General features: G+C 74.0%; 19 protein-coding genes. 4 read left to right on the forward strand and 15 right to left on the reverse strand.

The annotated features are described in order from the left end of the window. Positions 1–15: 15 nt before the first annotated feature. Positions 16–1,983 (reverse strand): DUF5107 domain-containing protein, encoded by a 1,968-nt coding sequence (locus IG54_RS0127055; RefSeq protein ID WP_030789846.1) that lies wholly within the window; start codon positions 1,981–1,983, stop codon positions 16–18. 187 nt (positions 1,984–2,170) lie between these two features. Here IG54_RS0127055 and IG54_RS0127060 point away from each other — a divergent pair, with 187 nt between their 5' ends. Further along, positions 2,171–2,512, forward strand: coding sequence for a DUF6204 family protein (locus tag IG54_RS0127060; protein WP_030789849.1), 342 nt, complete (start codon positions 2,171–2,173; stop codon positions 2,510–2,512). Here the strand turns inward: IG54_RS0127060 and IG54_RS0127065 are convergent. The 7 genes from IG54_RS0127065 to IG54_RS0127095 all read right to left on the reverse strand — a co-directional run bounded on the left by IG54_RS0127065 (position 2,487) and on the right by IG54_RS0127095 (position 9,046). Further along, a complete protein-coding gene (locus IG54_RS0127065) occupies positions 2,487–3,065 on the reverse strand; it encodes a GNAT family N-acetyltransferase (protein WP_030789854.1) in 579 nt (192 codons plus the stop codon). The genes IG54_RS0127060 and IG54_RS0127065 overlap by 26 nt on opposite strands. A 51-nt stretch (positions 3,066–3,116) precedes the next feature. Continuing rightward, positions 3,117–3,431 (reverse strand): hypothetical protein, encoded by a 315-nt coding sequence (locus tag IG54_RS0127070; protein WP_030789857.1) that lies wholly within the window; start codon positions 3,429–3,431, stop codon positions 3,117–3,119. Beyond that, positions 3,428–3,673, reverse strand: a complete 246-nt coding sequence (locus IG54_RS0127075; protein WP_030789860.1) for a LapA family protein — start codon at positions 3,671–3,673, stop codon at positions 3,428–3,430. Before IG54_RS0127075 ends, IG54_RS0127070 begins: the two co-directional genes overlap by 4 nt. A 240-nt stretch (positions 3,674–3,913) precedes the next feature. Beyond that, a complete protein-coding gene (locus tag IG54_RS43115) occupies positions 3,914–4,855 on the reverse strand; it encodes a S66 peptidase family protein (RefSeq protein ID WP_030789863.1) in 942 nt (313 codons plus the stop codon). Then, entirely contained in the window at positions 4,852–6,840 is a 1,989-nt protein-coding gene (locus tag IG54_RS43120; protein WP_234336359.1) for an LpqB family beta-propeller domain-containing protein, read from the reverse strand. The genes IG54_RS43115 and IG54_RS43120 overlap by 4 nt, the downstream gene beginning before the upstream one ends. 21 nt (positions 6,841–6,861) lie before the next feature. Beyond that, positions 6,862–8,220: a M20/M25/M40 family metallo-hydrolase gene (locus IG54_RS0127090; protein WP_030789868.1), complete on the reverse strand. Its 1,359-nt coding sequence runs from the start codon at positions 8,218–8,220 to the stop codon at positions 6,862–6,864. Beyond that, positions 8,213–9,046 carry a M55 family metallopeptidase gene (locus IG54_RS0127095; protein WP_030789871.1) on the reverse strand — a complete coding sequence of 278 codons (834 nt, stop codon included), beginning with the start codon at positions 9,044–9,046 and terminating at the stop codon, positions 8,213–8,215. Before IG54_RS0127095 ends, IG54_RS0127090 begins: the two co-directional genes overlap by 8 nt. Positions 9,047–9,180: 134 nt before the next feature. On the opposite strand from IG54_RS0127095, the gene IG54_RS0127100 reads away from it, so the two are divergent. Beyond that, positions 9,181–10,410 (forward strand): cytochrome P450 family protein, encoded by a 1,230-nt coding sequence (locus IG54_RS0127100; protein WP_030789874.1) that lies wholly within the window; start codon positions 9,181–9,183, stop codon positions 10,408–10,410. Between the two features lie 10 nt (positions 10,411–10,420). On the opposite strand, the gene IG54_RS43865 is transcribed toward IG54_RS0127100, so the two are convergent. Genes IG54_RS43865 through IG54_RS42190 form a run of 4 tightly spaced genes read right to left on the reverse strand, consistent with a single transcriptional unit; the run spans position 10,421 to position 19,116 of the window. After that, positions 10,421–14,245, reverse strand: coding sequence for an SAV_2336 N-terminal domain-related protein (locus IG54_RS43865; protein ID WP_420712286.1), 3,825 nt, complete (start codon positions 14,243–14,245; stop codon positions 10,421–10,423). 10 nt (positions 14,246–14,255) lie between these two features. Further along, positions 14,256–15,305, reverse strand: coding sequence for an AAA family ATPase (locus IG54_RS0127110; protein ID WP_234336360.1), 1,050 nt, complete (start codon positions 15,303–15,305; stop codon positions 14,256–14,258). After that, positions 15,302–17,269 carry a caspase family protein gene (locus tag IG54_RS39400; protein ID WP_051820007.1) on the reverse strand — a complete coding sequence of 656 codons (1,968 nt, stop codon included), beginning with the start codon at positions 17,267–17,269 and terminating at the stop codon, positions 15,302–15,304. Before IG54_RS39400 ends, IG54_RS0127110 begins: the two co-directional genes overlap by 4 nt. After that, positions 17,266–19,116, reverse strand: coding sequence for a hypothetical protein (locus tag IG54_RS42190; protein ID WP_158708932.1), 1,851 nt, complete (start codon positions 19,114–19,116; stop codon positions 17,266–17,268). The genes IG54_RS39400 and IG54_RS42190 overlap by 4 nt, the downstream gene beginning before the upstream one ends. 198 nt (positions 19,117–19,314) lie before the next feature. Between IG54_RS42190 and IG54_RS0127130 the strand changes: the two genes are divergently transcribed. Further along, positions 19,315–20,091, forward strand: a complete 777-nt coding sequence (locus IG54_RS0127130; RefSeq protein ID WP_030789890.1) for an NAD(P)H-dependent oxidoreductase — start codon at positions 19,315–19,317, stop codon at positions 20,089–20,091. A 33-nt stretch (positions 20,092–20,124) separates the two neighbouring features. Here IG54_RS0127130 and IG54_RS0127135 read toward each other — a convergent pair whose 3' ends face one another. Continuing rightward, positions 20,125–20,496: an ArsR/SmtB family transcription factor gene (locus IG54_RS0127135; RefSeq protein ID WP_030789892.1), complete on the reverse strand. Its 372-nt coding sequence runs from the start codon at positions 20,494–20,496 to the stop codon at positions 20,125–20,127. A gap of 95 nt (positions 20,497–20,591) precedes the next feature. Between IG54_RS0127135 and IG54_RS0127140 the strand changes: the two genes are divergently transcribed. Next, a complete protein-coding gene (locus tag IG54_RS0127140; protein WP_030789895.1) occupies positions 20,592–22,595 on the forward strand; it encodes a heavy metal translocating P-type ATPase in 2,004 nt (667 codons plus the stop codon). Here the strand turns inward: IG54_RS0127140 and IG54_RS38320 are convergent. Beyond that, positions 22,525–22,983 (reverse strand): Fur family transcriptional regulator, encoded by a 459-nt coding sequence (locus tag IG54_RS38320; protein WP_051820012.1) that lies wholly within the window; start codon positions 22,981–22,983, stop codon positions 22,525–22,527. The genes IG54_RS0127140 and IG54_RS38320 overlap by 71 nt on opposite strands. 80 nt (positions 22,984–23,063) lie before the next feature. Further along, positions 23,064–23,996 (reverse strand): kinase, encoded by a 933-nt coding sequence (locus IG54_RS0127150; RefSeq protein WP_051820014.1) that lies wholly within the window; start codon positions 23,994–23,996, stop codon positions 23,064–23,066. Between the last annotated feature and the right edge of the window lie 14 nt (positions 23,997–24,010).

The raw sequence follows: 24,010 nt of genomic DNA on the forward strand, positions 1-24,010 counted from the left end.
TCCTTCCGCGCCCCCCTAGGGCCGTACCCGGAAGTCGTAGCGCGCCGGGATCTTCTCGCTGCCGGTGGCCGCCGTCCACAGGTCGCCCAGGGTCTCGGCGCCCTCCCGCAGGTCGGCCGCCTCGAAGCCCTCGTCGAAGACGGCGCGCACCGCCGCCATGTCGCCCTCGGCATAGAGGATTTGGGCCTCGACGAGGCGGAAGCGGCCCTCGGCGCGGGTGGTTTCGTGGAGGCGGTCCCACACCGCGCGTGCCGCCTGCGGGCGGTCCGCCGCCAGCAGCGCGGATATCGCCTCGCGGCCGAGCGCGGCCGTCGCCGCCGTCCAGGCGGCGCCGTCGTCACGCCGCTCCTGGCACAGGTCGTCGAAGGCCTCCGCGTACCGGTCGGCGGCCCGCTCCAGGTGTCCCTCGACGGCGTCCGCGACGGCGAGGCATCGCAGCAACGGCCAGCGGGACGAGGCGAGTTCGAGCCCCCGCTCCCAGCTGCGGACGGCCTGCGCCCGGTCGCCCTCGTGCCACTGCGCGACCCCCAGGTGGTACTCCGTGAGCGGTCGCGCGGGCGCGGTCTCCAGCATGTCGCGCCAGTTCCGGTTGACGAGCGTCGGGCCGGGCGGGGCGACCTCGCGCGGCTCGGGAAAGGCTCCGGAGCGCAGCAGTTCGAGCCAGGGCGCCTGCTCGGCGCCGAGCGTCGACTCGTCGAAGGGCGTGCCCGGCAGCTTGTACTCGGCGCGCAGGACCTCCAGCGCGCCCCAGCCGGAGCCGACCGCCAGCACCTCCCCCGGCTCGGTGTCGGCGCGGGCCAGCCAAGCCGCGTAGGCGGCGTCGACGGCCTCCTCGGGCAGGGCGTCCGCGAGGCGCGCCCCGGTCTCGGCGCACGCTTCCGCCCAGTCGCCGTGCACGAGGTCGGCGCGGGCGGACAGCGGCCCGTACGACTCCAGCCAGCTGAACTCGGCTCCGGCCTCCAGGCGTACGTGCTCCAGCTGCGTGCGCGCGAGGCCCGACTGGATCTCCGCGTAGCCGCCGGTGCCGGGTTCGGTGAGCCACTCCTGCCAGCGCCGCCCGCCGCTGCCGGTGCCCCAGACGAAGAGCTTGCGGCCGCGCGGCAGATCCGTGGAGGTCTGCACGATCCCGTGGCCGTCCCCGTCCAGCGCGGCGATCCAGCGCCGGGCGCCGTCAGGGACGTCGTAGAAATAGTCGGCGGAGTACTCGCTGCGCGGCGGGTACGTCCGGTCGGCGCCGTCGGACACGGGCACCGGCACCCGCCGCAGCCCGCCCGGGTGGGCGAACCGCCATGCCTCGTCGGCGGGGGCGAGCACCCTGCGCTCCTCGGGCACCGCGATGTTCGACCACCAATAGACCGGCGCCGGCTTCTCGTGCGGGTTGCGGATCCGCACGCCGACGTGGAGGAAGTCGGAGTCCTCGGGGAGCCACAGGTCCACTTGGAAGGGCAGGTCGCGCAGCCGCTCCCACTCCCACAGGCGCAGCATCTCACCGCCGTCGGGCGCGGTCACGCGGGCGGCGTGCACGGGTGCGCACGACAGGGTGGTGTGGCCGGTGGCGCCGATGCTCCACTCGATGCCCCCGGAGAACCACGCGCCGTTGAGTGCGAAGCCCGCGGGCTGCAACACCGGGTTGCGGTAGAGGAGTTCGCGTCCGGTCGGCTTGTGGAGGAGGGAGTGGACGCGCCCTCCATACCCGGGCAGGACAGTGGCGCGCAGCCGGTCGTTCTCGATGACGAGGGTGTCGAGCGGCGTCTCTGTGCGCTTGCGTCCGTAGCCGTCGAGGAGCCGCACGGGCAGCAGGCTGCGCAGCGGCTCGTACCCGACCTGGCGTGCCATGTCGCGCGGCAGGCCGTCCTTGGCGCGCTCGTCCGGGATGTGCGGGTCGCCGGGCGGCCGCAGCGGGGGCAGCGGGTTCTCAGGGCCGGTCGGGGCGACGGGCAGGGTCAGTACGTCACGGCGCACGGTGGTCTTCACGATCACCATGGAACACGGTCACGGCGGCGCCGCCCAGGGGCCCTTCGGGCCAGGATTGCGTAAAGGCCGCACCGCGCACGCCGAACGCGCCCCGCCGATATTCCGTGGGCGGCCCACCCCCGGCGACGTACCCTGGTCCCTTTGGCCGTGGGCCGGCCGGGAGACCGGTGGTCGAGAGAGAGAAGAGCGCGAGGACATGGGCACCCAGCACACCTACCGAGTGATCGTCCGAGGGACGTGGGACGAGCTGACCGACGCGTCACGCGCGGCGCTCCTCGCGGAGGTCGAGGAACACGGCCTGGCCCGGATGAAGTTCACGCCCGAGGGCACCCTGACCTACGACCGCGCGCTCAAGCACTTCTCGCTGCGCTATGTGGTGGTCTCCGACGCCGAGGACGGCGAGGAGATGGCGGGGGCGCTCGCCGAGGAGCAGGCCGAGACGATGCTGAGGGAGCGGGGCCTCGGCTTCCGGGACCTGCGGTCGAGCGTGACGGACATGGACACCATGAAGATCAACCGAAAGCCTTCACGCCGCTGACGGGGACCGGCACCGGCGCCATGTCGGCGGTGATGGCCCAGCGTTCGTGGTCGCGCCAGGCCCCGTCGACGTAGAGGAAGTCCGGGGAGAAGCCCTCCAGGCGGAAGCCGGCGCGGCGCACGAGGGCGATGGAGGGGGCGTTGTCCGGCTGGATGTTGGCCTCCAGGCGGTGCAGCCCCAGCTCCCCGAAGGCGTACGCCATGACGAGGCCGAGTCCCTCGCTCATCAGCCCGCGCCCCGCGGCATGCGCGAAGGACCCGTAGCCGAGGGCTCCGCTGCGGAAACCGCCCCGCACGATGTTGTTGATGTTGATGAACCCCGCGATGGCCCCACTGTCGCGCTCGCACACGAGGAAGCCGGCCCTGGCCGGGTCCTCGTCGAGCGCCTTCGCGTACGCGCGGTAGGTGTCGTCCGAGGCCGGCGGGAAGAGCCAGGGCCGGTGCAGTTCCCGGCTCTCGCGGGTACGCGCGGTGAATTCGGCAGAGTCCGCGCAGGTGAAGGGGCGTATGGCCACGCGGGAGCCGTCGGCCGGTCGGGGGGCTGTGTCGGGCATCGGGCCACGCTACCCGTGGCTACCCGTGTGCCGCGAAGCCCGGCGGCCGGGTCACCCGGCGGGGCACTTCTCGGCCTTCTTCACGACGCCGATCGTGACGGCCTGGCCGTTGAGCTGCCGGCCCGCGGCCGGGGACTGGGAGCACACCTTCCAGTTGAGGGGCCACAGGACCGTGCGGCGGTAGCCGCTGACGTCGTGGACGTCGACGCGAGTGCGGTAGTCGAGGGTCGAGAAGACGTGCACCAGGCCCCGCCCCCGGAACTCCGGCATCGGCGGGCCCGCGGCCGCGGCGGTGGTGACCGTCATGAGGGACGCGGCGAGCGCGCCGCCCGCGACCACGCCCGCGCGCCTGGCCCGGGCCCTCACTTGCGCCTCCCGACGAAGTAGACCCCGCACAGGGCGCCGATCAGCCCCGTGCCGAGCAGGGCCATCCACAGGGGCATGGTCACTTCGGGGATCAGCAGGCGGATCTTGGTGCTGCGGGTGTTCTCGAAGATGAAGACCAGGGTGAGGACGGCGACCGCGGCGACGGCGACCCTCCCGGGCGTCATCAGCCCGCCGCCGGTGCCGCCCGCCCGGGAGCCGCCCGTGGAGGTCTTGGGGCTCATGATGTGGACCCTTCCGTCGGAGGTACGTCCGGCCTCCCCCGGCACCAGCATGGGCGGCTGGGCCGGGTTCGCGCGCGGTGGGCGTGCCTCCGGGGTGGGGCGGTGGGCCGTGCGGGTGACGTCAGCGGGCGGCCACGGGCGGAGCCAGGACGCTGGTGCCGTTCGACGCACAGGAGATTGCTACCGACCGGTAAGCACCTGCTCGGCACCTGGTCTGACGCGCGTCAGCGCGTCAGCGCGTCAGGCGAGCGCCGGCACATCCAGTGTCAACGTGCCCGCGTCCGCGTCCAGTTGGCCCGGTACCCCGAACGGCACGGTCAGCGCCCCGTCGCAGTGCCCGAACCCGAACTCCTCGACCATGGGCACGCCGAGCCCGCCGAGCCGGTCGGCGAAGAGCGCCCGCAGCTCGTCGTGGGGCCCGCACTGCTCCCAGGAGCCGAGTGCGATGCCCGTGACGCCCTCCAGCAGGCCGGCGCGCAGCAGCTGCGTGAGGCTCCGGTCCAGGCGGTAGGCCTCCTCGCCGATGTCCTCCAGGCACAGCAGACCGCCACGCGCGGACGCCCGCGCCCCGGTCGTGCCCAGCTCCGCGGCGAGCAGCGAGACGCAGCCGCCGAGCGTGACGCCCCGGGCCCGGCCGCCGACCAGCGCCTTCGCGCGCCCCCGTGCGGTGATCACCTGGGCGGCCTCCGGAGTGAACAGGGTCGTGCGCAGATGCTCCTGGGCGTGCGCGTTCTTCAAGAAGTCGGCCGCCGCGGTCATCGGGCCGTGCAGCGTGACGATCCCGAGCCTCGTGGCGAACGCCTCGTGCAGCGAGGTGACGTCGCTGTAGCCGAGGAACACCTTGGGTCCGGCCGTCCGCGTGGCCGCCCGCATGGCCGCCCAGTCGACGAGGTCCACCATGCGCTGGACGCCGTACCCGCCGCGCGCGCAGAACACGGCGGCCACGGACGCGTCGCACCACGCCCGCTCCAGGTCACGGGCGCGGTCGGCGTCCGCCCCCGCGAGGTAGCCGAACTCCCGGTGGGTGTCCAGGACATGGGGCATGACGACGGGATCCAGGTCCCAGCCGCGCAGGATGTCGAGGCCCGCTTCGAGCCGGTCCTCGGGGACGGGGCCGCTCGGCGCGACGACGGCCACCCGCGCGCCGGGCGTGAGGCGCGCGGGCCGTGCGAGGGATATCACTTGCCCAGCTCCAGGGTCGGCACGGTCCCGGCGAGGTCCAGCCCGAACACCTGGGCGTAGAGGGAGAGTTCGGCTTCCAAGGCGCGGACCATGGTGCCGACGCGGCGGAAGCCGTGCCCCTCCCCCTCGAAGGCGATGTAGGCGTGCGGGATCCCGCGCCCCGCGAGCCGGGCGAGGAAGCGCTCGGACTGCGCGGGCGGACAGACCACGTCGTCGAGCCCTTGCAGGATCAGGAAGGGCACGGTGACACGGTCGGCGTGCTCCAGCGGCGAACGCTCCGCGTACCTTCCGGGCACCTCGTCGAGCGGTCCGACGAGGGAGTCCAGGTAGCGCGATTCGAGGTCGTGGGTCTCCCCGGAGCCGAACGCGGCGAGGTCGAGCACGGGGTAGATGATCGTCCCGCAGGCGTAGACGTCGGTGGTGGTCAGCGAGACGGCCGCGGTCCAGCCGCCCGCGCTGCCGCCGCGGATCGCGAGCCGGGCGCGGTCCGCGGTGCCCTCGTCGGCCAGCGCCAGCGCGACGGCCGCGCAGTCCTCGACGTCGACGATGCCCCACTGCTCGCGCAGCCGGTCGCGGTAGGCGCGCCCGTACCCGGTGGAGCCGCCGTAGTTGACCTCGGCGACGCCGATGCCGCGCGAGGTGAAGTAGGCGATGGCCAGGTCGAGGACGAGGGGCGAGCGGCCGGTGGGGCCGCCGTGCGCCCACACCACGTAGGGCGGCAGTTCGTCGTCGGGCGCGACGTGGCCGGGGTGGTGGGGCGGGTAGATGTGCGCGTGGACGGTGCGTCCCGCCGGGCCCGAGAAGGTGCGGATCTGGGGCTCCGGGTAGTACGTGGGGTCCACCGGGTCGCCGTGGGCGGCGCCGACGACGCGGGCGTGTCCTGTGCACGTGTCCAGTTCCACGACTTCGTACGCGCTGCGCGGGCTCGCGGCGATGCCGACCACGCGGGGGCCGTGCGCGGCGAGCGTCGAGGCCCACTCCGTCCAGGGGCCGGCCGCGTCGACGACCTCGCCGGTCTCGGGGTCGAGTATGCCGAGGGCGGTGGCGCCCGTGCCGTGCACGACGGCGATCAGGCCGGTGTCCAGCGGCGCGAACCAGGTGAGGCCGACCTGCCACAGCGGGCCGGCGAACTCCTCCTCGCGCGGGCACAGGGCCTGTACGCCGGTGGGGTCGTCCGGGGCCGCACGGTACAGGTTCCACCAGCCGGTGCGGTCGCTGGAGAACAACAGCCGTCCGTCGGCGGCCCATTCGACCTGGGCCACGGACTCCTCGGGGCCGCCCGCGAAGGTCCGGGGCGCACCGAACGCGCCGTCCGGGGAGACGTCGGCGAGGATCAGTTCCGTGCCGTCCCACGGCATGCGGGGGTGGTCCCAGGCGATCCAGGCGGCGCGGGTGCCGTCCGGCGAGACACGGGGGCCTGTGACGAACCGGTGGACGCCGTCGGACAGTTCGCGGACGGCGCCGCGGTCCTCGGCCGCCGAGCCGTCGAGCGGCACGGCGGCGATGACCCGGCGCACGTCGGTGGGCGCCTCGCCGGTGAACTCCTCAAGGACACACCAGACTTCGCCGCGGTCGGGGCGCAGCACCGGATCGGCCCAGCGCAGGCCGCCACCCACGGCCGAGAGCGGGGTCAGCGGCCGGGGCGCGGCGTCCGGGACGTCGGGTTCGCACGCGTACAGGCGCTGGTCGGCGAAGTTCGCGAAGACGAGCAGCGGCCCCTCGGGGCGGTCGGCCCCGGCCCAGGGGCGGCCGCCGTACTCGACGACGCGGCTGCGCACGTTCCACGGCGCGGGCAGCACCGAGCGCTCCTCGCCGTCGGGCAGCCGCCGCACCAGGGCGCGGCGCCCGCCCTCGGTGGGCCGCGGCTCGGTCCACCAGGCCTCGGCGCCGACGAAGCCCACGTACCCCGGGGCGCCGTCGTGGGTGGCGGCCAGCTCGGCGTCGATCGGCGAGGGCCATGATCCGTACGCCCGGGTCTGCGTCATGTCCTTTACTTCCCCCATTTTCTAGGCCGTGCGCAGAAAGCGGTCGAGGACGCGGACGCCGAAGTGCAGGGCGTCGACCGGAACGCATTCGTCGACCCCGTGGAAGAGTGCCTGATAGTCGAAGCCCTCCGGTGTCCTCAGCGGCGAGAAGCCGTAGCCGGTGATGCCGAGCCGCGAGAACTGCTTGGCGTCCGTACCGCCCGACATGCAGTACGGCACGACGTGCCCCTCGGGCGCGAACTCCTCGACGGCCGCCCGCATCCTCGCGTACGTCGGCGAGTCGACCGGCGCCTGGAGCGCCACCTCGCGGTGGTGGAACTCCCAGTCGACGTCAGGGCCCGTCAGCAGGTCAAGCGTGTGGCGGAACTCTTCCTCGCCGCCGGGCAGAAACCGGCCGTCGACGTAGGCCACTGCCTCCCCAGGAATCACATTGACCTTGTAACCCGACTGGAGCATCGTCGGGTTGGCGCTGTTGCGGACCGTCGCCTCGACGAGCGCGGCGGTCGGGCCGAGCTTCTCCAGGAAGGCGTCGACGTCGAAGCCGGGCGCCTCGGGGTCGGGTTCGAGGCCGTAGAGCGCGGCGAGTTCGACGAGTGAGGCGCGTACGGTCGGGGTGATCCGCACCGGCCACCGGTGCTCGCCGATGCGGGCGATGGCGGCGGCCAGTCTGCTGACCGCGTTGGCGCGGTTGACCTTGGAGCCGTGTCCGGCCTTGCCGCGCGCGGTGAGCTTGAGCCAGCCCGTGCCGCGCTCCCCCGCCGCGATCGGGTACAGCTGGTTGCCCCGCCCGTCGTGGAAGGTGAAGGCACCCGATTCGCTGACGCCTTCCGTGCAGCCCTCGAAGAGCGCGGCGTGCCGGTCGGCGAGGAACCCGGAGCCGTCGACGGCGCTGGCCTCCTCGTCCGCGGTGAAGGCGATCACGATGTCGCGCCTCGGCCGCACTCCGGCGCGTGCCCAGCCCCGTACGACCGACAGGATCATCGCGTCCATGTTCTTCATGTCGATCGCGCCGCGGCCCCAGACGACGCCGTCGCGGATCTCCCCGGAGAACGGGTCCACGCTCCAGTCGGCGGCCTCCGCGGGTACGACGTCCAGGTGGCCGTGGACGAGCAGGGCGTCGGCGCCGGGGTCGGTGCCCTCGATGCGGGCGACGACGTTGGTGCGCCCCGGGGTGCGCTCCAGGAGCGTCGGGGTGAGGCCCGCTTCGGCGAGGCGTTCGGCGGCGTACTCGGCGGCGGGCCGCTCGTGGCAGTCGCCCCCGCCGCGGTTGGTGGTGTCGATGCGGATCAGCTCGGAGGTGAACGTCACGACCTCGTCGAGCGTCAGCGCGTCCACCTGATCCCCGGGCTCCTGCTCCTGGTCCTGCTGCTGGCTAGCCATACTGCTCCTCCACGGCGGCGGAGGCGATCGTCGTAACCGCCTTGAAGGTACGGATCCCCTCGTACATCGTCTCGCTGTCGTACGCGACCTTGCGCTCCCCCGTACGGCGCACTCCCGGTACGACGGTCGTGGCCATCGACAGGTGCTCGGCGTCGAACTCGACCTCCACGGTGAACGGGCCGCCGGCCACCGGCTCGTGGCGCACGGCGAGCGCGGCGGCGTCCTTCGCCGCGGCCCGGATGTCGGCGGTGGTGCGGGCCGGGGTGCGGCATACGGCGGCGTACCGCGAGACGTGGTCCTTGACGGCGACCTTCAGCGCGCCGGGCGCGTAGCCGAGGGCGTCCTCGCAGGCCACGTCGTCGCCGGTGACGAGCACCACGGGGACGCCGTACTCGGCGACGACATGGGAGTTGAGCAGCCCTTCGCTGGCGCGTACGCCGTTGAGCCACACGCCGGTGATCTGGTTGGAGAGGTAGGTGTGCGCGAGGACGCCCTCCATGCCGGCGCCCGCGTGGTAGCCGATGAACGCGATGCCGTCCACGTCGCCGTGCTGGACGCCCTCCACCATGGAGAGCGACTTGTGCCGGCCGGTGAGCATCTCGGCCCGCTCGTCCAGCTCTTCGAGGAGCAGATTGCGCATGTTCCAGTGCGCTTCGTTGATGAGCACGGCGTCGGCGCCGCCGTCGAAGAATCCGAGCACGGCGGCGTTCACGTCCGAGGTGAACATGGTCCGGCACCGCTCCCACTGCGGGGTGCCCGGCAGCACATCGGCCGGCCAGGTCACGCCGGTGGCGCCCTCCATGTCGGCGCTGATGAGGATCTTCACAACTTTCCACCATCCCCTCGGGTCTGAGCCACAGACAGCTCACACTGACATCACCCGTCGACATCAGTTGCCGGGCTACGCCGCAGCGTGAGTGTAAAGGGACGCGCGTCCCCGCCCTCTCCGAAGGAGCCCCCGTGCCCGAACAGCCCGTACTCGTCCTGGATCCTGCCAGTTCCGACCACCATGCCGAGCACGAGGCCCTGCGCGCCCGCGGGCCAGCCACGCGCGTGGACGTCCTCGGCGTGACGGCCTGGTCGATCAGCGACCCCCAGCTCCTCAAGCAGCTCCTCAACAGTGCGCAGGTCTCCAAGGACGCCCGTGCCCACTGGCCGGACTTCGCCGAGGCCGTTCCGACGTGGCCCCTCGCCCTGTGGGTGGCGGTGAACAACATGTTCACCGCCTTCGGGGACGACCACCGCAGGCTGCGCCGCATGGTGGCGCCCGCCTTCAGCTCCCGGCGCGTGCGGGCCATGCGTGCCGACGTCGAGTCGATGGTCGACTCGCTCCTCGACGATCTCGCGTCCCGCCCGGCCGGGGAGAGCGTGGATCTGCGCGAGCACCTGGCCTACCCGCTGCCGATCGCGGTGATCGGCCGCCTCATGGGCGTGCCCGACAGCCGTCGCGAGAGCTTCCGCGCCCTGGTCGACAACGTCTTCTCCACCACCCTCACCGCCGCGCAGGCAGCCGCGAACACCGCCTCCCTGTACGAGGCCCTCGACCAGCTGATCGCGGCCAAGCGCGCCGAGTCCGAGCCGGGTGACGACATGACCTCGCTCCTCATCGCCGCGCGCGACGACGAGGGCGACGGCAGCGGTTTCACCGACGCCGAGCTGCGCGACACGCTGCTGCTGATGATCAGCGCCGGGTACGAGACCACCGTCAACGTCATAGACCAGGCCGTCACCGCCCTGCTGACGGACCCCGAGCAACTCGCGCACCTGCGGGCCGGCCGCGCCGACTGGAACGACGTCGTCGAGGAGACCCTGCGGCACGAGCCCGCCGTCAAGCACCTGCCGCTGCGCTTCGCCGTCGCGGACATCCCCCTGCCCGACGGGCGGACGATAGCCCGGGGCGAGGCGATCCTCGCCTCCTACGCCGCCGCCAACCGCCACCCCGACTGGCACGGCCCGACCGCCGACCGCTTCGACGCCACCCGTCCCTCGAAGGAGCACCTGGCCTTCGGCCACGGAGTGCACTTCTGCCTCGGCGCCCCGCTCGCCCGCCTCGAGGTGGCCACCGCCCTCCGGTCGCTCTTCGAGCGGTTCCCCGACATCGAACTCGCGGTCCCGGCCGAGGAGTTGCGGCCGCTTCCCTCGCTGATCAGCAACGGCCACCGCTCCCTGCCGGTCCGCCTGCGGCCCTGAGAGGGCCGGGTCAAGGGTTGCGGGTGTCCTCCGCCGAGTCCGTCAGGGCGGCCATGCGGCGGAGGACGTCCGGGCGTACGACGACGAGAGCGCGCTGCCTGCGGATGACGACCCCGCGCTCGCGCAGTTCCTTCAGCAGGCGTGCCACCGTCTCCCGTGATCCGCCGATGGTCCCTGCCAGCTCCTGCGAGGTCAGGGGCACCGTGACCTCGATGCCCTCCTCGGTGCGGCGGCCGTGGCTCCGGGCGAGGTCGAGCAGCAGTTCGGCGAAGCGCTCGCGTGCGGTCGCCGAGGCGAACCGCAAGCGGCGCCGGTCGGCCTCCCGGGTCTGGTCGGTGCTGAAGCGGAGCATCTCCAGGGCGGCTTCGGGCGACCGCTCCAGGAACGCCCGGAACCGGGCGCCTTCGACCACGACCGCGCCGACCGGCCCCAGCGCGGTCACGGTGGCCGAGCGGGGGCGGCCCCAAAGGGCCTCGCCCTCACCTACGATGTCGCCCGCGCCACGCAGGGCGAGCAGCGTCTCGTAGCCGTTGGCCGCGGTGGCCGAGACCTTGACCCAGCCGTCGACGATGAGCAGGACGTGGGTGGACAGCTCGCCCTGGCTCAGCAGCACCTTGCGCGCGGCGAAGGACCGGTGGTGGCCGAGGGAGATGAGGGTGGTGCGGTCTTTCGCCTTCAGGCGGGCCATGAAGGGCGTGCGGTCGGACGGGCCGCCGGGGCCGGGCGCGGGCGGGGCGGCGTCCGGTTGGGGGGCGGAGTCCGGTTCGGGGGCGGGCCCCGGGTCCGGGGTGGTCACGTCGAACCGCACGATCGGCGTAACGGAGACGGTGAGGCCGGACTTGGCCGTCACCAGGCCGACGACAGCGCCTGTCTCGTCCAGAACCGGTGAGCCGATCCGCACGACGATCGCCTCCAGCAGCCGCAGGCTGACCGGCGACACCGCTCTCGCCCTCGTGCGGAAGAAGTCCGCCCGTCGATCGCCCGTGGTGGTCACCACCGTGTACGTTTCCGCCGGACGCAGCGGGGTCCCGAAGCGGCACTCGACAGGGCCATCCGTTCGAGCGGTCCACAGAGCGCCCGCCAGCTCCAGCACTGCCAAGTGGCCCGCCACCGCCACCACCTGCGCGTCGACCGCATGATTCCCGTCCTGGGTGACGGTCAGTCGGCCCTCGCCCCTGATGTAGGGCGCGATCACGGTCCGTCCCGAGTCGCCGAGGACACCGACGTACAGCTTGCGGGAGTCCTCCGCGAGGATCTTCACCAGATCGCCGGCCGGGTCCGGGTGGGCGGACGACGCGCGGATGAGTGCGTCGCGGAGCAGCGCCGGGGGTTCGCCGGGGCAGCCCGGGGCCAGTACGTTGTGCGCGAAGTCGTTGACGGCGTAGGCGCCCGTGACCAAGTGGGACCGGGGTTCTTCCCGGCGGTGCCTCCGCAGGAAACTGAGACCGGGGGCCCACTCGCTCGTCGCGAAGTCGAGTGCGTGCGCCAGCCAGATGGGGTCGTCACCGAGGGCGCTCCACTCGCTGACCGTGAGGTACGCGGGTACCACCTCGGCGAGCGTCCCGGCGGGCAGCGGCGCCGCATGACCCAGGCGCCGGGCGTCCACCGCCGCGTCGATCACGGCTCGCGCCCCCGGGGGCGCCGCGCGGTAGCGGTCCATGACGTCCGGGCCGAGCGCGAGGCAGCGCGGCACGTGTCCGTCGGGGGAGCGTTCCAGCGCCGCCGCGAGGTGGTGATCGGCTTCCGCGGCCTGGCGGGCGCGGTGCAGTTCGGCCGCGCTGAAGGCGGCGGGGACGTGGATCTCCCGCGCGGCGGGGTGCAGGGTCCCCTCCGCCCAGGACGACGTGGCGATGGTGGCGAGCACCAGGGGGGAAGCCCCGCCCCGGTCGAGGAGTTGGCCGGCGTTGGGGAACCTTTCGAGGCCTTCGAGCAGGACAGCCGTGCGGGGGCGCAGCGTGCCGAGTCTCTCCAGGACCTCCTCGTCCGAGCCCGGAACCCAGAAGTCCCACCCCGGTGGCAGCTTCCGCAGGGCCTCGACGGCCGAACGCATCATGCCGGACCACGCTTCCCCGGTCAGCACCACGAACATGGGCTCGCCCCCGAGGGCGCGGGCGATGAGGTCGTGCAGCTCGGCGTCGAAGTCGCGGGGCACATAGGTGGCGGGCAAGGTGGTGCCCGTATCCCGGGCCGTGGCCCCGGACGTGTCCGGCTCCCCCGGCACCGGCACCGGCGGAACCACCGCCGCCGCCGGCTTCTCGGCGAACGGCACCGCCCCCGCCCGGATCCGTCGCCCGCCCGTGCCGTTCGCGGTCGTACGCACAGCCGGGAAGTCGCCGCCCCCGGCCTCGCGGCGGCCGACGAACTCCCCCACCTGACGGCGTACCAGTTCCTGGACGGCCGTGATGTCCGGGCGCAGTTGGGCGCCGAGCAGGGCCTCCCGTACGCCCGGCAGGAAGTGGAACTCGAAGCGGTCCGGGTCGAAGGTGCCGTCCGCGCCGGGCCAGGGCGCGAAGAGGCCGCTCAGGGCGACTTCCGCGAGGTGGCCGTGGACCGACTGAGGCAGCATCACCCGGCGGACCACGCTCATCACCGGGAGGGTCAGCGGCACGGCGGACAGATAGCCGGCGAGGTCCTGGGCGGCGGGTGAGGCGCCCTCCTGGAAGCGGCGGATGGCCTGCGCGGGATCGGCCCGGCCGGGGGCCTCGATGGGGATGTCCGGCTCTCCCGGGCCCGTGCGGGCCACGGCGTCGGCGCCGACGGCCGACCGGGCGATCGTCAGGCACGGCACGCGGGTCCAGCGGCCCGCGCCGGACAGCAGGGACGCCAGCGCCCCGAGCCCGGCCGGGGACGCCTCGACGACCGGGATCGCGACGCGGTCCGCGAGGCCGCCGGCGCCCGGGGCGGCGGAGCGCGCACGGGCCCTGGCGGGGAGGGTGTTCCCGGGCCTCGCCAGCCGCCACGACGCGTTCGGTGCGGCAGGTCTGGCCGCCCGGACGAGTACGCCCTCGGGGGTCACCGCGCCCCTGTCCCACAGGCGCCTCGGCAGGAGGTTGAGGACCGCGAGCGCGCCGTGCGACGCCCACTGGCGCAGCACGGCCTCGACGCCGGGACCGCTCCAGCCCGCGGCGACGGTGTCGGTCACCACCAGGACCAGGCGCCGCCCCGACGGGTCGGCGATCTCGTGGGGGCTGCGGGGGGCGCCGCCGGAGCGCCGCGCGACGGCCGGGGTGGCGCCCGCCCCGGTGCCGGTGAGCGTCCAGACGCGTACGTCGCGGAAGATCCCGCTCTGTTCCAGGGCGCGGCGCAGCTCGGTGACGACGTCGTGCCAGAGCAGCATCGAGTGGTGGGTGTCGACGACGAGGGCCAGGTCGAGCCAGCGGCCGCGCTCCGGTTTGAGGACGGCCACCGTCATGCGCTGCTCGGCGCTCGCGGTGACGCTGCGCTCCTCGTCCAGTTCGGTCGGCGCCCTGCGGTCGGCGACGGCCCGGCGGCCGAGGGGGCGCAGGGCCCGCATCAGGCCGAGCGGGTCCTCCAGGGCGGGCGCGCGCGGCACCAGGACGGCTTCGCCGCGCCGCCCGCCGGGGCCGGGGGCGCTCCCGGCCCGCGCCGGCGTGTCCTCGACGGCGCCCGCGCTGTAGTACGAGGCGCCCGCCGCTTCGGCGCCGCTCGCTGCCACGTCGGCCTGCTCGCCGTCGGCGGTGGACGCCCCCGTGGCGCCAGGGGGCTGCCGCTCCTGGGCGTCGATGCGCTCGGCGAGCCACAGGATGTCGGCGAGTTCCTCGGGGCCGACGCCGTCGTCGGCCCGGGACAGCGCGGCGAGCAGGTCGTCGATCATCGCGGGGGCCTCATACGGACGTCGGGCCGGTGAGTCGCTGCAAGACCGTTTCCAGGAATTTCTCGCGCTCGTCGGCCGCGCTCCAGGCGCCCCGCATGCGCAGTTGCACGGCGTTGAGCAGCTGGTCGGTGGCGAGGTCGCCTTCCTTGCGCCGTTCGACGAACGCCTCGACGAGGTCGCCGAATCCGTCGTCGCCGTCCAGGCCGAGGCGCTGTCGCACGATCTGGGTGAGCTTCTCCTTGCCGGGCGGTTCCATGTGCAGGCGGATGCAGCGGCGCAGGAACGGCGGCGGGAAGTCACGTTCGCCGTTGCTGGTGAGGATGACGACGGGGAAGGACCGGCAGCGCACCCGGCCGTCGTGCACCCAGGCGCGCTCCTGGGCGTCGTCGTGCGTGCCGATGCGCACGGACCGCTCGTGCCGGGCGACCCGCGCCAGTTCGGGGATGTCGAAGGAGCCCTCCTCGAAGACGGTCAGCAGGTCGCCGGGGAGGTCGATGTCGCCCTTGTCCAGCTCGTCGACGAGCAGCACCCTCGGCCGGGAGTGCGGCAGGAGCGCGGTGCCGAGAGGTCCGAGGCGGAGGTAGGGCTCGATGGATCCGCCGCCCGTTCCGGGTGCCTCCTGGAGCTGGCGCAGATTGGCGTCGTGCAGCCGTCCGATGGCGTCGTACTGGTAGAGGCCGTCGCGCAGCACGGTGCGGCTGGTGATGGGCCAGTGCAGTACGGGGCCCAGTTCCAGGTCGGCCGCGATGCTGTACGCGAGCGTGGACTTGCCGATGCCGGGCTTTCCGGTGACCAGGAGGGGGCGGCGCAGGTACAGGGCCGTGTTGACGGCGTCCTTCTCCTCGGTGTCCGGGACGTATCCGCGGCCGCGGCGCTCCGTCTCCCGCCAGCTGGGCGTGTCGGTGTCGGGCGGGGGCGCGTACTCGTAGTCGGAGAGGTGTCCGGGCGTGAAGTCCCGCCACGGGGGCCGCTGTTCGGCCAGCTTCCTGTTCCGCTCGTCGGCCGTTCCCGGCCCTTGGTAGATCCACCACTTCTTGGGTGTCATGTTCTTGGCCGTCATGACAGTGGCCGCCTTTCCGGTACGCGTTCGGGGTCGTCCCACAGGAGGGCCGGCGGGGACGGCGGCCGGGTGTCCGCCGCCGCGGCTCCCGGGCGGGGTATGCGCAGGGCCTTCAGGACGCCGGGGAGGCGGCCGACGTCCGGCGTGCCGGTGCCGCCGCAGGTGCGCAGGGCGGTGGCCAGTTCGCCGCGGGGGCGTCCTTCGCGGCCGGGACGCGGCCAGAGCGCGATGGGGATACCCGCGTCGAGCACGGCGTCCAGGGCGTCCATCAGGTGCTCGTCGGAGACTTCGGCGAGGACGCAGACGGGCGGTTCGGTGGCCTGGAGGCAGGCGCCCAGTTCCCCGGAGACGTCGCTGTCGGTGACCTGCTGGACCGCCTCGGGGTGGGCGCCGCCGTGGGACTTGAACCACTGCCACTTGCGGTGCCAGTGGCTGCCCGCGAGGCCGTCGCGTTCGTCGGGGCAGCGCACGACGACCTCGTAGGACCAGCCGAGTTCGACGGCTTTGCCGCGCCGTCCGATGGGCAGCCGCCAGCGCTCGAACTCCGTGGTGAGCAGGCCGTAGGGCACGTGGAACTCGATACGGGCCGGGGCCGCCGCGCCCCCGGTGAGGAGCTGTCCGGCGAGGTGCTCGCGGACGGCGTCCAGGGTGAGCGGCAGCTCGGCGTCCCTGACGGCCTCGAAGGCGCCGTCGCGGTGCAGCCACATGCGGGTCCAGTAGCCGCCGCCCGCCGGGTCCTCGGTGAGGCGTACGTGCAGTGCCGCGGGTTCGGGGTCGGCTTCGGGGGCGGCGGGGACGGGGGCGGCGCCGAGGCGTTCGCGGGTGGCGTCGACCCAGGCCTCGGCCCGTTCGGCCCAGGCGGGGTCCGGTGAGCGGGCCGCGAGGTGGCGTACGAAGGGCAGGGTCAGGGGCAGGTCACCGCGCCGCCCCTGGCGGGCGTCCAGGTCGTGGGCGATGCCGGTGAGGCCGCCCGTGGGCAGGCCCCGGTGGGCGGGGAAGACGCAGCCGGTGATCTCGAAGGCCCAGCGGTACGCGTCGTGCGTGTGGGCGGGTGTGCCGCCGCCGCGCAGCAGCGGTCCGAGGGTGTTCCAGGCGGTCTGGTCGAGGTGGGCCGCGGTGGCGGGGGCGGTGCCCGGGGCGGCCCAGTGGTCCCCGAAGATCGTGGAGTCGTCCCAGTCGCGGTCGACGAGGAACTGCGGGTTCTGCCAGGCGTGCCCTGCGGCGCGCAGTTCGCGCAGGTCGGCCTGGACGGCGCGGGCGAGGGCGACGGCGCCGTTGACGCTCTCGTCCAGGGTCCGTTCGGCGAGGCGCCGCATCAGGGTGTCGGTGAACTGGCCCGCTCCCCGGTCGGCGAGGTTCTGGGCGAGTTCCCCGGCGCGTGCGGCGTACAGCGTGAACTGGCGCCGGTGCGGGTTGAGTCGTAGTCCGCCGTACTCGGAGTCGCCGAAGGTGAGCGACCTGGCGCGGTCCGCTTCCACCCGGCAGGCGTCGCCGAGCACGATCTGGCGCGGGAACCGGTCGGCGGGGACCTCCGACTTCCACCACCGCAGCGCCGCCTCCAGGTTGAGGTGGACGGTCCGGGTGGTCGTGGCGTCGGTGTATGGCAGGAGGAGCTGTCTGCGCGGGTCGAGGTAGCCGTGGCCGGCCCAGTAGATCCACAGCAGGTCGCCGTCGCACGCGGGGAGTTCTTTGAAGAGGATCCGTTCGACGTTCTCGCGGGTCGGTACGAGGTGGTGGCGGGCGGGGGCGGGCGTCGCGGCCTCGGTGCGGTCCAGCGGGGAGAGGAGCAGGTGCACCTGGTCGGCGGGGACCCGGGCCGGGCCGGTGAGCCAGTCCGCGACGCGCTCGGCGTCGCGGGCGGCGCCCGGCAGGTCCCAGCGGGCGCTGATGTCGTACGACTCGATGCCGACGACGAGTGCGAACACGCGGCGCGGGTCGACCGGTCGGGGTGTTTCGGTGGTCACCGCTCGGCCCCGGCCTCGATCCCCGTCCTGATGCGGTCGTACACCGCGTCCAGTTTCCAGTAGGCGCTGTGGCTGAGCGGGAACGGCTGGCGGCTGCGCACCTCGTGGTCGGTGACGCGGGGGTCGCCGGGGAAGACCGGTTCCGCGCGGTAGGCGAGGAGGTCCTTGCGGTCGTAGATGTTCAGCCAGTTCGGGAAGCCGGGCGGCAGGCGGTCCGCGGCGGGCGGGAGGCCGGTGAGGGCGCCCAGTTCGTGCAGGAACGGCGCCTGGGAGCCGACGGTCACCAGGAGCAGCGCCGGGGTGGGCGGCGGGGCCTCGCCCGGCGTGCCTGCGGCGGCGAGGGCGTAGAGGTCGACGAGTGCGATGCCGCCGAGGCTGTGCCCGATCACGACGGGCGGCTCGTCGCTCGCCGCGATGCGGCGCGCCAGCGAGTCCCGCAGGGGGCGGCCTCGCGCCTGGTAGCGCAGGATGTCGCCGAGCGCGGGAACGGTCCCGCCGGTGAGCGGGGGCCGCCAGTGGTCGAGGGCGGGCTGGACGGTCAGCTTCAGGGCGAGGGCGCCGAGGACGGCCGCGGCCCGGCCGCCCGGGAAACGTCCGGTGCCCCCGAGGCGGTCGCCGATGAGGTCGACGAGGCGGTCGCGTTCGTCTCCGGTGCACAAGGCGTCGTCCCCGGCCGCGCGCAGCACCGCGGCGACGACGGCACGCGCCGCGACCGCGACCAGCTCACGCGCGGCCACGGCGTCGTGAGCGGCGGCGCAGGCCCGCGTGAACTCGGCGGAGTGCGCGACGACTTGAACCGCGCCGGGGAAGTGGGGGGCGAGACCGGTGGCCCGCAGAAGCGCGGTCCGCTCGGTGGGGGTGGGGGCTGGGGTGGGGGCGGGGGCGGCGGGTGCGGTGGCAGCGTCCGGCGCATGGCTGCTCGCGGGAGCGGCTTCGGCCGCATGGCCGCTCGCGGCAGCAGCTTCGGCCGCACAGCCACTCGCGGCAGCGACTTCGGACACGCGACCGCCCGCGGCAGCAGCTTCGGACACGCGGCCGCTCGCAGAAGCGACTTCGGACGCACGGCCGCCCGCAGGAACGACATCGGCCCCACGGCCGCCCGCGGCAGCAGCTTCGGCCCCACGGTCGCCTGCGGGAGCGGCTTCGGACACGCGGCCACTCGCGGGAGCCACTCCGGACACGCGGCTGCTCGCAGAAGCGACTTCGGACACGCGACCGCCCGCAGGAGCGACTTCGGCCCCACGGCCGCCCGCGCCAGCAGCTTCGGCCCCACGGTCGCCCGCGGCAGCGACTCCGGACACGCGGCCGCTCGCAGGAGCGACTTCGGACACACGGCCGCCCGCGGCAGCAGCTTCGGACACGCGGCCACTCGCGGCAGCAACTTCGGACACGCGACCGCCCGCGGCAGCAACTTCGGACGCACGGCCGCCCCCAGGGGCCGCCGGCGGCGCAGGCGGCAAGGTCGGAGCGGGTTCGAGCGTCAGCTCGGCGAGCCTGGCGGCGACTTCCTCGCCCGCGCCGCGCACGCCGGGCATCCCGAGGCCGTCGTCACCGGCAGCGGCGATCTGCGCCAGGACGCGCAGCTCGCAGAGCGGATCGGTGAGCAGCAGCTGCCAGGCCGCTGCCTCCTCGTCGAGCGGGCCCCAGCTCTCGGCTCCGCGCACCCCGTCGACACCGGGGATCGAGGCGCCGCCCGCCGCGAGGGTCGCGCCGTGGTCGCCTCCCCAGTAGGGGGCCTCGACGCGGGCGCCGGGGAACCGGTCGGTCAGCTTGGCCGTCACGAGCCGCGTCAGCTGTTCGTAGCGCTCGCGCCGCACACCGGTCCCGTGGACGAAAATGAACCGCATGCGCGCCGGACCTCCCCCTTGTGCCGCCTGCCAGCAGGAGGATAGCGGGTAACCGTGCGGCCACGCAGCGGAGTTGAGGCGGCGATCTGGCCCCGTGACCCCACCCCGTCTTCCGCGTGAGCGGCGTGGCCAGATCCTTTCGGGTCGGGGCCATCCGGCCACTGGTTGGCGCCGGGGCGGGGCTCGCAGGATCGGGGCATGAAGGTTCTCTGGATTTTCGCCCACCCCGAACAGCGCTCACTGGCCGGCTCCCTGATGGCCGAGGGGCTCCGCACGCTGGAGGCCCTCGGCCACGAGCACCGCGTCAGCGACCTGTACGCCATGGGCTGGAAGGCCGTGGTGGACGCCGACGACTTCGGATCCGAGGGCTCCCGCCCCACGCCGCGCGATCGCCTCTTCGTCGGGGCGGAGCAGGAACGCGCGTACAAGGAAGGCCAGTTGAGCGCGGACATCCGCGCCGAGCAGGAGAAGATCACCTGGGCGGACACGCTTGTCCTCCAGTTCCCGCTCTGGTGGTTCGGGCCGCCCGCGATCCTCAAGGGCTGGTTCGACCGCGTCCTGGTGCAGGGCTTCGGATTCGGCCTCAAGGGGCCCGACGGCCGCACCTTGCGGTACGGGGAAGGCGGCCTCGCCGGGAAGCGCGCGCTGGTCGTCACCTCGGTCGGCGCCCGGGAGTCCGGCTTCGGCCCGCGGGGCATCCACGGGCAGCTGGACGAGGTGCTGTTTCCGTTGCTGCACGGCACGTTCTGGTACACCGGCATGGCCGCGCTGCCGCCCTTCGCGGTCTACGGGGCGGACCGGCTCACGCGGGCCGGCCACGCCCGGAGCACGGAGGCCCTGCGTGAACGCCTGCGCACACTGGAGACCACACCGCCGCTGCCCTTCCGCCACGAGAACGGCGGGGCGTACGACGAGGATCTGGTGCTGCGCCCGCGGTTCGCCCCGGGCCGGTCGGGAGTGGGCGTGCACCGCTGAGGCAGGACCGGCCCGGCAGGGCGCTGCCGCCCCTCAGCCGAGGTCGTCGTCCCGCGCGGGCAGGTCCCGCGCGCCGAGGCGCAGATGCTCGATGTGGTAGACGGCCTCGTCCAGGAGCTGGGCGACGTGGTTGTCGTAGAGGCTGTAGACGATACGGCGGCCCTGCCGCGAGCCGGTGACCAGGCCGAGGGCGCGCAGCAGGCGCAACTGGTGGGAGACCGCCGACTGTTCCATGCCGACCGCCTCGGCGAGCGCGCCGACGCCGCAGGGCCCCTGGCGCAGCTTGGTGAGGATCATCAGCCGGGACGGGGTGGCCAGCGCCTGGAGAGTGGCGGCGATCGTGGCGGCGGAGTCCGCGTCCAGGTGCGTCACAGGGGTGATCTTGCTGTCGACTCCGTGTCCCATGCGGCAATCCTACTCGTCGTACAGTTGAAGACCTCTTCATGTGTTCCGCTATGGTGGGTGTGCCGCTTCCCCGACCGACCATGAGGTGTGCTCCGATGTCTTCCGCTCTGGTGGGCGACCGGCCGGCTCCGGCCTCCGCGCAGGCCGCGCCCGCGAAGGCGCGCCGCACCCGGCTCGTCGCCCTGCCCGAGGTGCGCTGGGCGGCGCTGGCCACGGCCGCGTTCCTGCTCGCGTTCCCGCTCGACCTCGCAGGGGCCCCCGCCTGGGCGTGGGGCCCGCTCTACGCCCTGTGCTACGCGGCCGGCGGCTGGGAGCCGACCGTGGCAGGGCTCCAGGCGCTGCGGGAGCGGAGCCTCGACGTCGATCTGCTGATGGTGGTCGCGGCTCTCGGCGCCGCGGCCATCGGGCAGTTCCTCGACGGCGGACTGCTCATCGTCATCTTCGCGGTCAGCGGCGCGCTGGAGGCCCTGGCGACCCGGCGTACCGCGGACTCCGTGCGCGGACTGCTCGACCTGGCCCCCGCGATGGCGCTGCGGCTGCCCCCGGACGGCGCCGACGGGGCCGGGGGCGGCGAGGGTGCCGAGGAGCGGGTGGCGGCGGACTCGCTGCGGATCGGCGACACCGTGCTCGTACGGCCCGGGGAGCGGCTGCCCGCCGACGGTACCGTGCTCGACGGCAGCAGCGAGGTCGACCAGGCCACCATCACCGGTGAGCCGCTGCCGGTCGCCAAGGAGACGGGCGACGAGGTGTTCGCCGGCACGCTCAACGGCACGGGCGCGCTGCGGGTGCGCGTCGGCCGTGACCCCAAGGACTCCGTCATCGCCCGCATCGTGGCGATGGTCGAGGAGGCGAGCGAGACCAAGGCGCCCACGCAGCTCTTCATCGAGAAGGTCGAGCAGCGGTACTCGGTGGGCGTGGTGGTGGCCACGCTGGCGCTCTTCGGCATTCCCCTCGCGTTCGGCGCCGCCTTCACCGAGACGCTGCTGCGGGCCATGACCTTCATGATCGTGGCCTCGCCCTGCGCGGTGGTGCTCGCCACCATGCCGCCGCTGCTCTCCGCGATCGCCAACGCGGGGCGGCACGGCGTGCTGGTCAAGTCCGCGGTCGTGATGGAGCGGCTCGGCGCGGTGACCAAGGTCGCCCTCGACAAGACGGGCACGCTCACCGAGGGCGCGCCCCGCGTCACGGACATCCGCGTGCTGCCGGGCACCGGCCTCACCGAGGACGAGGTGCTCGCCCTGGCCGCGTCCGCCGAGCACTCCAGCGAACATCCGCTCGCCCGTGCCGTAGTCGCCGCCGCCCGGGGGCGCGGGCTGCCCCTGGAGAGCGCCCGGGACTTCGCCGCTGCTCCGGGGCTCGGTGTCCGCGCGGTCGTCGCGGGCCGCGTGGTCCAGGTCGGCAGCCCGGACCGGCTCCTCGCCGACGCCGAGGCGGACTCCCGTAGGGACGAGGCCCCCGGAGACGCCAGGACCGCCGTCCTGGTGGCGGTCGACGGCACCCCCTCGGCTCTTCTGCGCCTGGCCGACCTGCCGCGCCCCGGAGCCGCCGAGGCCGTCGCGGGGCTGCGTGAACTCACCGGTTCCGCGCCGGTGCTGCTGACCGGCGACACCCAGTCCGCCGCCGCGCACCTCGCGGCGGAGACCGGGATCGAGGACGTGCGCGCCGGGCTCCTTCCGCAGGACAAGGTGGCGGCCGTACGGGAGTGGGAGGCGCGGGGAGAGCGGGTCCTGGTCGTCGGGGACGGAGTGAACGACGCGCCCGCGCTCGCCGCCGCGCACAGCGGGATCGCCATGGGCAGGAGCGGCTCCGACCTGACCCTGGAGACCGCCGACGCCGTGGTGGTGCGGGACGAACTCGCCACCGTGCCCGCGGTCGTGGCGCTCTCCCGGCGGGCCCGGCGCGTGGTCGTGCAGAACCTGGTCATCGCCTCCGTGTGCATCGGCGCCCTGGTGGTCTGGGACCTGGCGGGACACCTGCCGCTGCCGCTCGGCGTCGCGGGCCACGAGGGATCGACCGTCCTGGTCGGGCTCAACGGGCTGCGTCTGCTGCGCCGTTCGGCGTGGCGCCAGGAGGGCGGCACGGCCGGCAGACGCCGCTGAGTTCCAGGGTGTGCTCCAGATCGGCGAACCCGGTCGTCTCACCGAGGCGGTCCGCCCAGGCCTCGACGTCCCGCGCGTCGACCGGCTGACTGCGGCCGCAGCGGCGGCAGATGAGGTAGTGCCGGTGCTCGTCGGTGGGCCGCCGCAGATAGAGCCGCTCACCGGTCTCGTCCCGTACGACGTCGACGAGACCGGCCCGGTCCAGAGCCCGCAGCGCGCGATAGACGGTGGTCAGCCCGACCGCGCTGCCGCACCCGGCGAGCAGGGCGTGCAACTCCTGCGCGGAGACGAACTCCCGGCACCGGCCGAGGGTTTCGAGCACGGCGTCCCGCTGCGGAGTCCGGCGCACACCGACCCCCGGCCTCGCATGCTCCGCGCCCTCGGGCATGCCCCCCGGCCTCGCATGCCCCGCCCCCTCGGACATGACCCCCGTACCACCGCCCGCCCGGGACCGACGCGCCCCGCCCATCACGGCATCCCCTCCCCCATGGCCGCGGGCAGGTCGGGCGTCCCGCACGCCGTGCCGCGGAAGCTGAGTGTGCGGTAGACCCGCACGCCGCCCGCCAGCTCCGCGCACGCCTGGGCCGCCGCCGTGACGCGGCGGGTGTACGCGGGGTCCGTGGCGTCGAGGAGGATGCCCAGGGTCGTACCGCTGTGCCCGACGGCGATGCCCAGGCCGCCGACCTCGCGGCAGACGGCCCGCATCGGGTCCAACAGCCTCTTGTGGCGCAGGCGTTGGTTCATCAGGGCGCTGCGGGTCGCGACGCGGCCGACCTCCGCGAGGTCCCGGTCCCGCACCGCGTCGGTGAGGCTCGCCAGCAGGCCCGCGTAGGCGCGCCGGTCCGCGGCGGTGAACGGCTTGGGGATGCGGTTGAAGTCCACCGTGTCGACCGAGCCGCCCTCGTCGACGCCGACCACGGCCATGGCGGGCAGCGACCCGAGGACCGCGCGGAGCCGCACGCTGCGGTGGTGGAAGGCGACGATCGCGGGGTACAGCACGCCGTCGGTGGGTTCGATGCGGGCCAGGAGGCGTTCGATCCGGGCGGGCGGCATGGCGACGTCGAGGGCCCGGCCGACCGCCCGCGCGGTGGCGACGAGATCGGCGGAGGAGCTGGCGAGCCCCTTGCCCTCGGGGATCACACTGCTGACGGTGAGCACCCCGCCGCGCGCTGACCGCGCCCCGCGTGGCGCCAGCTCCGCGATCATCCGGGCCAGTTGGAGCGCCTTGGTCTTGCGCGGCGGCCAGACCTCCAGCTCCCCCGAGTCGGACTCCTGCCGGAAGGTGGCCATGGTCCAGCGGGCGACCGGCAGCGTCACGAGGAAGTCCCCGTCCTCCTCCGGCAGCACCCCTTGGAGCAGCTCACCGAAGGTGCCGAAGGCGGTCCCCACCCCGGCGCCCACCCCCGTGCCGGTGC

Origin of the sequence: Streptomyces sp. NRRL S-920, from assembly GCF_000717945.1 — a bacterium.
In the GTDB taxonomy this organism is placed as follows: Bacteria; Actinomycetota; Actinomycetes; order Streptomycetales; family Streptomycetaceae; genus Streptomyces; species Streptomyces alboniger.